The 9,460-nt window shown below is 73.7% G+C and carries 5 protein-coding genes; 2 read left to right on the top strand and 3 right to left on the bottom strand.

Annotation, left to right across the window (positions count from 1 at the left end):
• Nucleotides 1-121 precede the first annotated feature (121 nt).
• The gene (gene pflB / locus OO57_RS30740; RefSeq protein ID WP_033256000.1) at nucleotides 122-2,398 is read right to left on the bottom strand and encodes a formate C-acetyltransferase; all 2,277 of its coding nucleotides are present in this window, start codon (nucleotides 2,396-2,398) and stop codon (nucleotides 122-124) included.
• A 15-nt stretch (nucleotides 2,399-2,413) separates the two neighbouring features.
• On the bottom strand, nucleotides 2,414-5,050 hold the full coding sequence (gene adhE, locus OO57_RS30735; RefSeq protein WP_033255999.1) for a bifunctional acetaldehyde-CoA/alcohol dehydrogenase: 2,637 nt from the start codon (nucleotides 5,048-5,050) through the stop codon (nucleotides 2,414-2,416).
• 261 nt (nucleotides 5,051-5,311) lie between these two features.
• Here adhE and OO57_RS30730 point away from each other — a divergent pair, with 261 nt between their 5' ends.
• Both OO57_RS30730 and OO57_RS30725 read left to right on the top strand, forming a co-directional pair.
• On the top strand, nucleotides 5,312-5,491 hold the full coding sequence (locus OO57_RS30730; protein ID WP_234337580.1) for a hypothetical protein: 180 nt from the start codon (nucleotides 5,312-5,314) through the stop codon (nucleotides 5,489-5,491).
• 86 nt (nucleotides 5,492-5,577) lie between these two features.
• Nucleotides 5,578-5,796: a hypothetical protein gene (locus tag OO57_RS30725; RefSeq protein ID WP_033255997.1), complete on the top strand. Its 219-nt coding sequence runs from the start codon at nucleotides 5,578-5,580 to the stop codon at nucleotides 5,794-5,796.
• A 189-nt stretch (nucleotides 5,797-5,985) separates the two neighbouring features.
• Here the strand turns inward: OO57_RS30725 and OO57_RS30720 are convergent, their stop codons facing one another.
• Nucleotides 5,986-9,456 carry a S41 family peptidase gene (locus OO57_RS30720; RefSeq protein ID WP_234337579.1) on the bottom strand — a complete coding sequence of 1,157 codons (3,471 nt, stop codon included), beginning with the start codon at nucleotides 9,454-9,456 and terminating at the stop codon, nucleotides 5,986-5,988.
• Nucleotides 9,457-9,460: the final 4 nt, after the last annotated feature.

Here is a 9,460-nt window from a genome sequence, read left to right as displayed (position 1 = left end):
GCCGGGTCGATGTCCTGTGGGCGATGCTGCGTGACAAGAGGCTGTTCACCTCCGCCCCGCCGGTCACGCAGGCGGCTTGACACGATCATTGAGATTCCTCCTGGGAGCTGTCGACGGGGGTTCAGAGCGAGCCGTGGAAGGTGCGGTTGACGACGTCGAGCTGCTGCTCCCTGGTCAGCCGGACGAAGTTGACCGCGTAGCCGCTGACCCGGATGGTCAGCTGCGGGTACTGCTCGGGGTGCTCCATCGCGTCGAGCAGGGTCTCGCGGTCCAGCACGTTGACGTTCATGTGGAACCCGCCGACGGCCGTGTACCCGTCCAGCACGCCCGCCAGGTTGCGCACCCGCTCCTCGGGGGTGCGGCCCAGCGCGTCGGGCGTGACGGTGTTGGTCAGCGAGATACCGTCCTCGGCCGCGTCGTACGGCAGCTTGGCCACCGACAGCGCACTGGCCACGTACCCGTGGGTGTCGCGCCCGTTCATCGGGTTGGCGCCGGGCGAGAACGGCTCGCCGGCCCGGCGGCCGTCCGGGGTGGCGCCGGTCTTCTTGCCGTACACCACGTTCGAGGTGATGGTCAGCACCGACTGGGTGTGCTCGGCGCCCCGGTAGGTCGGGTGCTTGCGCACCTTCGCCATGAACTCCTCGACCAGCCGCACCGCCAGGGCGTCGGCCCGGTCGTCGTTGTTGCCGTACGCCGGGTACTCGCCCTCGACCTCGTAGTCGACCGCGAGGCCGGTCTCGTCGCGCACCGGGCGGACCTTCGCGTACCTGATCGCCGACAGCGAGTCCGCGGCCACCGACAGCCCGGCGATGCCGCAGGCCATGGTGCGGCGCACCGCCCGGTCGTGCAGCGCCATCTCCAGGCGCTCGTACGCGTACTTGTCGTGCATGTAGTGGATGACGTTCAGCGCGTGCACGTACGTCCCGGCCAGCCACTCCAACTGCCGGTCGAAGCGGTCCAGCACCTCCTCGTAGTCCAGCACCTCGGAGGTGATCGCCCCGGTGGCCGGGCCGACCTGGGCACCGGAGCGCTCGTCCCGGCCGCCGTTGATCGCGTACAGCAGCGTCTTGGCGAGGTTGACCCGGGCGCCGAAGAACTGCATCTGCCGGCCGACCTCCATCGCGGAGACGCAGCAGGCGATCGCGGTGTCGTCGCCGGAGCGCGGGCGCATCAGCTCGTCCGACTCGTACTGCACGCTGGAGGTGTCGATCGACACCCGGGCGCAGAACTCCTTGAAGCCCCGCGGGAGCTTCGGCGACCAGAGCACCGTCATGTTCGGCTCCGGCGCCGGGCCCAGGTTGTACAGGGTCTGCAGGTAGCGGAACGAGGTGCGGGTGACCAGCGGGCGGCCGTCGGTGCCGATGCCGCCGATCGACTCGGTGACCCAGGTCGGGTCGCCGGAGAACAGCTCGTCGTACTCGGGGGTGCGCAGGAAGCGGACGATCCGCAGCTTGACGACGAAGTCGTCGACCAGCTCCTGGGCCCGCTCCTCGGTCAACCGGCCCTCGGCGAGGTCGCGTTCGAGGTAGACGTCCAGGAAGGTGGAGGTGCGGCCGAGCGACATCGCCGCGCCGTTCTGCTCCTTCACCGCCGCCAGGTAGGCGAAGTACAGCCACTGGACGGCCTGGTGGGCGTCGCGCGCCGGGCCGGAGACGTCGTGGCCGTAGCTCGCGGCCATCGCCTTGAGCTCCTCCAGGGCGCGGACCTGCTCGGCCAGCTCCTCGCGCTCGCGGATGGTCTCCTCCAGCGTGCGCGGGTCGCCCGGCGCCGCGTCCAGGAACGCCCGCTCCTCCCGCTTCGCGGCGATCAGCCGGTCCACGCCGTACAGCGCGACCCGCCGGTAGTCGCCGATGATCCGGCCCCGCCCGTACGCGTCCGGCAGGCCGGTGACGATCCCGGCCTTGCGGGCGGCCCGGATCTCGGGCGTGTAGGCGTCGAAGACGCCCGCGTTGTGGGTCTTGCGGTAGACCGTGAAGACCTTCTCCAGCTCCGGGTCGACCGGGTACCCGTAGGTCTCCAGCGCCCCCGCGACCATCCGCCAGCCGCCGTTGGGCATGATCGCCCGCTTCAGCGGGGCGTCGGTCTGCAGGCCGACGACCAGCTCGTTCTCCCGGTCGATGTACCCGGGCGCGTGCGCGGTGATCGTCGAGGGCGTGTCGTACGAGACGTCCAGGACGCCCTTGGCGCGCTCCTCCGGGAACAGCGCGGTGATCTTCGCCCAGATCCCGGTGGTCCGCTCGGTCGGGCCGGCCAGGAAGGAGCCGTCGCCCTCGTACGGGGTGTAGTTCTGCTGGATGAAGTCGCGGACGTCGACCGCGTCCCGCCACAGGCCGCCCCTGAAGCCGTCCCAGGCGCCGCTCCGGGCGCGCTCCGCGTGCTGCTGCTGTGAGGTGGTCATCTCGGGTGCCCCTTCTCAGTTCTGCGTGCCGTAGTACGCCTGGGTCATCAACTGCTGCATGTCCCGCAGCATCGGCATCCGCGGGTTGGCCGGTGCGCACTGGTCCTCGTAGGCGTTCATCGCCTGCTGCGGCAGCGCCGCCAGGAAGGCCGCCTCGTCCACCCCGGCGTCCTTGAACGAGCGCGGGATGCCGACCTTCTCGCGCAGCTCCTCCACCGCCGCGGCCAGCGACGCCACGCCCTGCTCCGGGGTGTCGGCGGGCAGGCCCAGCACCCGGGCGATCTGCCGGTAGCGCTCCGGCGCCACGTAGCTGCGGTACTTCGGCCAGCTCGTCACCTTGGCCGGCGCCGACCCGTTGTACCGGATCACGTGCGGCAGCAGCAGCGCGTTGGTGCGCCCGTGCGCCACGTGGAAGGTCGCGCCCAGGGTGTGCGCCATCGCGTGCACCACGCCCAGGAAGGACGAGCCGAACGCCATGCCCGCGATCGTCCCCGCGTTGTGCATCCTCTCCCGCGCCACCGGGTCGCCGGGCCCGTCGGCGACGGCCCGCTCCAGGTGCTCGAAGACCAGCCGGATCCCCTGCAGCGCCAGGCCGTCGGTGAAGTCGTTGGCGTACACCGACACGTACGTCTCGATGCAGTGCGTCAGCGCGTCGAACCCGGAGTCGGCGGTGACGTCCTTGGGCAGGTGGGTGGTCAGCGCCGGGTCGACGATCGCCACGCTGGGGGTGAGCGCGTAGTCGGCCAGCGGGTACTTCTGGCCGGTGGCGGTGTCGGTGATCACCGCGAACGGGGTGACCTCGCTGCCGGTGCCCGACGTCGTCGGGATGCACACCAGCTTCGCCTTCTCGCCCAGGTCGGGGAAGGTGAAGGCGCGCTTGCGGATGTCGAAGAACTTCTCCTTCAGGTCCGCGAACTCCACCTCCGGGTGCTCGTACAGCAGCCACATCACCTTCGCCGCGTCCATCGGCGAGCCGCCGCCCAGCGCCACGATGGTGTCGGGCTCGAACGCCCGCATCAGCTCCGCGCCCTTCTCCACGGTGGCGATGCTCGGGTTCGGCTCGACGTGGTCGACGACCCGCACCTCGACCGGCTCGCGGCGCCGGTCCAGCACGGCGCGGATCCGCTCCAGGTGGCCGATCTCCACCATGGTCCGGTCGGTGACGACCACGACCTTCCGGGCGTTCGGCATGCTCGCCAGGTACGTGATCGAGTTGCGCTCGAAGTAGATCTTCGGCGGGACCTTGAACCACTGCATGTTGGTGTTGCGCCGCCCGATCCGCTTGATGTTGACCAGGTTCAGCGCCGAGACGTTGCCCGACACCGAGTTGCGGCCGTAGCTGCCGCAGCCCAGCGTCAGCGAGGGCGTGAACGCGTTGTAGACGTCGCCGATGCCGCCCTGCGAACTCGGCGCGTTCCAGATGATCCGGCAGGCCTTCACCGCCGTGCCGAACTCCTCGGCGAACGCCGCGTCCTCGGTGTGCACCGCCGCCGAGTGCCCCAGGCCGTTGAACTCCACCATCCGCTGCGCCAGTTCCACGCCCTGCGCCCGGCCGTCCGCCCGCAGCACCGCCAGCACCGGGCAGAGCTTCTCCCGGGTCAGCGGCTCCGCCTCGCCGACCCCGCCGACCTCCGCCAGGATCACCGAGGTGTCGTCCGGGACCTCGAAGCCCGCCGCCCGCGCGATCGCCGGTGCCGACTGCCCGACCACGTCGGCGTTCAGCTTCGCGCCCGCGCAGTCGGTGCCCGCGCCGACCCCGAAGAGGTGGCGCTCCAGCTTGGCCTTCTCCTCCGGCGTCGCCAGGTGCGCCTTCAGCTTGCGGAACTCGGCGACCGCCGCGTCGTGGATCTCCGCGTCCAGGATCACCGCCTGCTCGGAGGCGCAGACCATGCCGTTGTCGAAGGACTTCGACAGCACGATGTCGTTCACCGCGCGCCCGACGTCCGCGCTCCTCTCCACGTACGCCGGGACGTTGCCCGCGCCCACGCCCAGCGCCGGCTTCCCGCACGAGTACGCCGCCGCGACCATCGCGTTGCCGCCGGTCGCCAGGATCGTGGCGACGCCGGGGTGGTTCATCAGCGCGCCGGTCGCCGCCATCGACGGGTGCTCGATCCACTGCACGCAGTGCGCCGGGGCGCCCGCCGCGACCGCCGCGTCCCGCACGATCCGGGCCGCCTCCGCCGAACAGCGCTGCGCCGCCGGGTGGAAGGCGAACACGATCGGGTTGCGGGTCTTGAGCGCGAGCAGCGCCTTGAAGATCGTGGTGGAGGTCGGGTTGGTCACCGGCGTGACGCCCGCGACCACGCCCACCGGCTCGGCGATCTCCACGATCCCGTCGATCTCGTCCCGGCGCACCACCCCCACCGTCCGCGTCCGGCCCATCACGTGGGTGACGTTCTCGCAGGCGAAGACGTTCTTCACCGCCTTGTCCTCGAACAGGCCGCGGCCGGTCTCCTCGACCGCGAGGACGGCCAGGCCGGTGTGCTGGGCCAGCGCGGCCAGCGAGGCCTTCTTGACGATGCGGTCGACCTGCTCCTGGCTGAAGGAGGCGTACTCCCGCAGGGCCCGGTGGCCGTTGCGGACCAGTGCGTCGACGGCCGCCGCCACGGTGGCGGCGCCTTCGGTGACGGGGGACTGCTCGCGGGACGACATGGCGCGCTCACCTCTCGGGGTGCGGGCGGGGCGCCCCGGCGGCGCTGCCGGGACCGGCTTGACCCCCTCACTCTCCGTCAGTGCCGCGTAGGGCGGCTACGGCCGTTGGGCGCGACCCGCCGGGACCAACAGCCCCTCCCGGCGAGCCGTCCGGCCCTGCGCCGTACGGGTGAGCCCCGGCCGTCCGGATGCGACCCCTCCGGGCCGGTGCGAGGGTGGACGGAGCCCGTTGTCCGCGACACCCGAGGAGGAGACATGGGCATGAGCGACCAGTTCAAGGACAAGGCGAAGGACCTCGCCGACCAGGCCAAGTCGGCGCTCGGCGACCAGGGTTCCAAGACCGAGGAAGCCGAGCAGAAGGCCCGCGAGCGGGCCGAGGGCATGATGCCCGGCGGCCAGGAGTCCGCGGACGACCAGCAGCAGGAGGGCGGGTCCTCCTGACCGGCCGACCGCGCGGGGCGGGCCCTGACCGGGCCCGCCCCGTCGGCGTACCGTGACAAGGGGGGACGCCCACCCGAGGAGGAGACATGGGCATCTTCGACAGGTTCCGCCACAAGGCCGCCCCGCCCGCCGCCGCACCCACCGAACCGCCCGAGCGCGTCGTTCCCGCCCGCGACGAGGCCGCCGACGCCTTCGGCGACCAGGCCGAACGCGCCCGCGACGACGCCGAACGCCGGATCAGGCAGGAACGCGAGGACCGCGAGGCCGCCGCGAACATGACCTCCGAGGGCGACCCCTGGAGCTGATCCCCCGGAGCTGATCCGCGCGCGTACGGAACGCCGGTGCCCGCCGCGGGCACCGGCGTCCGCGCGTCGTGACGCGCCGGGAACGCCCGGCCCCCGCACAGCGGGTTCGCGCGGGTGCGGTTGCTGCGCCGTTTCCGGCCCCGTCCCCGCTTGTTCCCGCCTGCTCCGCGCAGCGGGTCGCAGCGGGTCTCAGGGGCGCGGCGGCAGCGGGGGCCGGCGGAGGTCGGGGCGGGGGGTGTCGGGGGGCGGGGGAGCGGCGGCGGGGGGGGCGGTGAGGAGGGTGAGGGCGAGGTCGACGGCGGCGGCGAGGTCGGTGTGGTCGCCGCGGGCCCAGTCGCGGGGGGTGCGGACGACTTCGACGTCGGGGTCGACGCCGCGGTTCTCGACGGAGAAGCCGATGCCGCCGGTGAACCAGCTGGCGTTCTTGGGGACGGAGATCTGGGTGCCGTCGCCGAGGGCGTGGCGTCCGGTCATGCCGACCACGCCGCCCCAGGTGCGGGTGCCGACGACGGGGCCGAGGGCGAGCGCCTTGATGGCGGTGATGATGACGTCGCCGTCGGAGCTGGTGGCGTGGTCGGCGAGGGCGACGACCGGGCCGCGCGGCGCGTCGCGGGGCCAGCGGACGGGCTGCCGGCCGCGGGTGAAGTCCCAGGCGAGGACGCGGCGGTGGAGCTTCTCCAGGACGAGCTCGGAGACGTTGCCGCCCGCGTTCCCGCGGACGTCCAGGACGAGCGCGGGGCGGGCCAGCTCGGAGCGCAGGTCGCGGTTGAACTGGGCCCAGCCGGAGCCGCCGAGGTCCGGGATGTGCAGGTAGCCGCAGTCGCCGCCGCTGAACTCCCGCACCAGGTGCCGCCGTCTGGCGACCCAGTCCTGGTAGCGGATGGGCCGTTCGTCGGTGAGCGGGGTGACGGCGAGGCGCCGCACGCGGCCCCCGTGGCGGACGGTGAGCTCGACGGTGGTGCCGCCCGTTCCGGCCAGCAGCGGGACGGGGCCGCGGACGGGGTCGGGCGGGCGGCCGTCGACGGCGAGGAGCTCGTCGCCGTCGTGCAGGCCGTGCCCGGCGAGCGGGGCGCGGGCCTTGGGGTCGGAGGACTCGCCGGGCAGGATGCGGTCGACCAGCCAGCGGCCGTCGACGTCCCGGTGGGCGTTGGCGCCGAGCAGGCCCAGGGGCTGCTGGGCGAGGGCGGGGCCCTCGCCGCGGCGGGCGGGGGTGACGTAGGCGTGCGAGGTGCCGAGTTCGCCGAGGAGCTCGCGCAGCAGGTCGGCGAAGTCGTCGGGGGAGGCGATCCGCTCCAGCAGCGGGGCGTACTGGGCGGTGAGGGCGGGCCAGTCGAGGCCGCACATGCCCTCGTCCCAGAACTGGTCGGCGACGATCCGGGCGGCCTCGGCGTAGGACTGCCGCCACTCGGCGGCGGGGTGGACGGTGTGGGTGATGCGGCGCAGGTCGACCGGGACGGGGGCGGTGGGGGCGGCCAGCGGGTACAGCTTGAGCGCCCCGGCGGAGAACACCGAGACCGCGGAGCCGTCGGCGGAGACCGCGAAGCCGTCGAGCTGCTCGACCAGGGTGGTGCGGCGGCCGCGGGCGAGGTCGAAGTACTCCAGGGCGGGGCGGCCGGAGGTGTCCTCCGGGTTGGCGAAGGTCTGGCCGAGGGCGCCGGAGATCGGCCAGCGCAGCCACACCACGCCGCCGCGCACCGCCGCGGTCGCCGAGTACTTGGAGGCGATCACCGGGAAGGGCACGAGCCGCTTGCCGATGCCCTCCTCGTCGACGTGCACGGTGCCGTCGCCGGTGGCCTCCTCGGGGTCGAGGCCGACGGGCGGACGGCCCTCGGCGGGGGAGGCGAACGGCGACGGCGTCCCGGCGGCGAGCGGGACGAGGTAGGGGCGGCAGCCGAGCGGGAAGGACAGGTCGCCGGTGTGCACGTCGTGGACGGGGTCGAAGCCGCGCCAGGACAGGAACACCAGGAAGCGGCCGTCCCGGGTGAACACCGGGTGCTCGTCCTCGAAGCGGCCGGTGGTGACGTCCACCTTCTCCTCGGGCCGGGCGGTGCGGGCCAGCCGGATCGCCCGCAGCGAGCGCCCCGCGACCGGCTCGGACCAGGTCAGCCAGCGCGAGTCGGGGGAGAAGGACGGGCTGGAGACCGGGCCGAAGCGGGAGGCGGCGACCTCGGTGACGGCGCCGTCGGCGGTGTCGACGAGCAGCAGCCGCCCGTCCGAGCAGGCCACGGCGAGGCGTCCGCCGTCCGGGGCGGCGGCCAGCTCCTGGACCCGGCCGATCCGGCCGCCCGCGATCCGCCGGTGCGGGGGCTGCTCGTCGGCGGCGTCCTTGCCGGGCAGCGCGGCGATCTCGACCGCGTCCTCGCCGTCGGCGTCGGTGACCCAGGCGGCCTGGTTGCCGTAGCCGAGCACCAGCGGCAGCCGGCAGCGCACGCCCGGGGTGTCGGCCAGCACCCGGGCCGGGCCGTCGCGGTGGGTCAGCCAGTACAGCGAGCCGCGCACGTTCAGCACCCCGGCCCGGCCGGTGGCGTCGCAGGCCAGGTCCTTGACGTTGTTGGCGGCGCTGACCTGGTACGGCCGCCGCCCGGCCCGGGCGCCGCCCAGCGGGACGTCCAGGCGGCGCGGCGCGGGGGCGTCCAGCGAGTCGAGCAGCCACAGGTCGCCCGCGTGCTGGTACACCACCCGGACGCCGTCGGTGGCGGCCTCCCGGGCGTAGTACGAGGCGTGGTCGGTGTGGCGGCGCAGGCCGCTGCCGTCCGGGCGGACGGAGTACAGGTTGCCGACGCCCTCGTGGTCGGAGAGGAACGCGATCCGGGTGCCGTCGGCGGCCGCCACCGGCATCGGCGAGGCCAGGTGCCCCGGCAGGTCGGGCAGCAGCAGGTCGTGGTCCACCCACAGCCGTCCGGTCGCGCCGCCGCGGTAGCGCTTCCAGAACGCGGGCTCGTGCGGCGCCGCGTCGGTCAGCAGCACCGTGTGCCCCTCGCCGACCTGGGCGTCCGCGACCGGCCCCCACGGCATCCGCCGCCCCGGCGCGCCGTCGGGCGACAGCTCCCACGCCCAGGCGTAGTGCGCGAACGGCTCGTGGTACGAGGTCACCGCCAGCACGTCCCCGTTGGGCAGCCAGCCGCGCACCCGGGTGTCCTGGCTGCCCCAGTACGTCAGCCGGACCGCCTCCCCGCCGCCCACCGGCGCGGTGAACACCTCGGGCACCAGTGCGAACCAGCTGGTCCACGCCAGCACCTCGCCGTCCGGCGACAGCCGCGGGTGGCTGACCCTGGTCCGGTCCGCGCTCACCCGCCAGGCCCGGCCCACCGAGCCGTCCGGCGCCAGCGGCGCGACCCAGGCGTCGTCCTCGGCGGTGAAGGCGAGCAGACCGCCGCGGACATGGGGGTAGCGCAGGTATCCGGACACCCTTCCATGGTTCGATCGGCGGCCGGGGCCCGCAAACGCGGCCCCGTGACCAGCGGGGAGGGGAACGCGGCGGAGGCACCGGAGCGGCTGCGGCGGATCCGGGCGCGGACCGGCCGATCGCGCTGGACTTCCGGACCGGACCGCCCCGGGTGCTGCTCCTCGCGGTGCCCGGTCGGCGGGTGGTGGCCGAGGACTTCGAAGCGTTCCGGGAGCTGCTGGCGGGGGGTCAGTGAACCGGGTTCGCCGGTCCATTGAC

Origin of the sequence: Kitasatospora phosalacinea (assembly GCF_000717185.1) — a bacterium.
GTDB classification, from domain to species: Bacteria; Actinomycetota; Actinomycetes; order Streptomycetales; family Streptomycetaceae; genus Kitasatospora; species Kitasatospora phosalacinea_A.
Note: the sequence above shows the minus strand (reverse complement) of the source record. Positions and strands in the feature narration are given on the sequence as shown.

What these genes read in the sequence shown, in the direction of transcription:
- OO57_RS30730 (WP_234337580.1), top strand. Translation starts at nt 5,312, where the DNA reads ATGAGCGACCAGTTCAAGGACAAGGCGAAGGACCTCGCCGACCAGGCC.
- OO57_RS30720 (WP_234337579.1), bottom strand. Translation starts at nt 9,456, where the DNA reads ATGGACCGGCGAACCCGGTTCACTGACCCCCCGCCAGCAGCTCCCGGA.
- pflB (WP_033256000.1), bottom strand. Translation starts at nt 2,398, where the DNA reads ATGACCACCTCACAGCAGCAGCACGCGGAGCGCGCCCGGAGCGGCGCC.
- adhE (WP_033255999.1), bottom strand. Translation starts at nt 5,050, where the DNA reads ATGTCGTCCCGCGAGCAGTCCCCCGTCACCGAAGGCGCCGCCACCGTG.
- OO57_RS30725 (WP_033255997.1), top strand. Translation starts at nt 5,578, where the DNA reads ATGGGCATCTTCGACAGGTTCCGCCACAAGGCCGCCCCGCCCGCCGCC.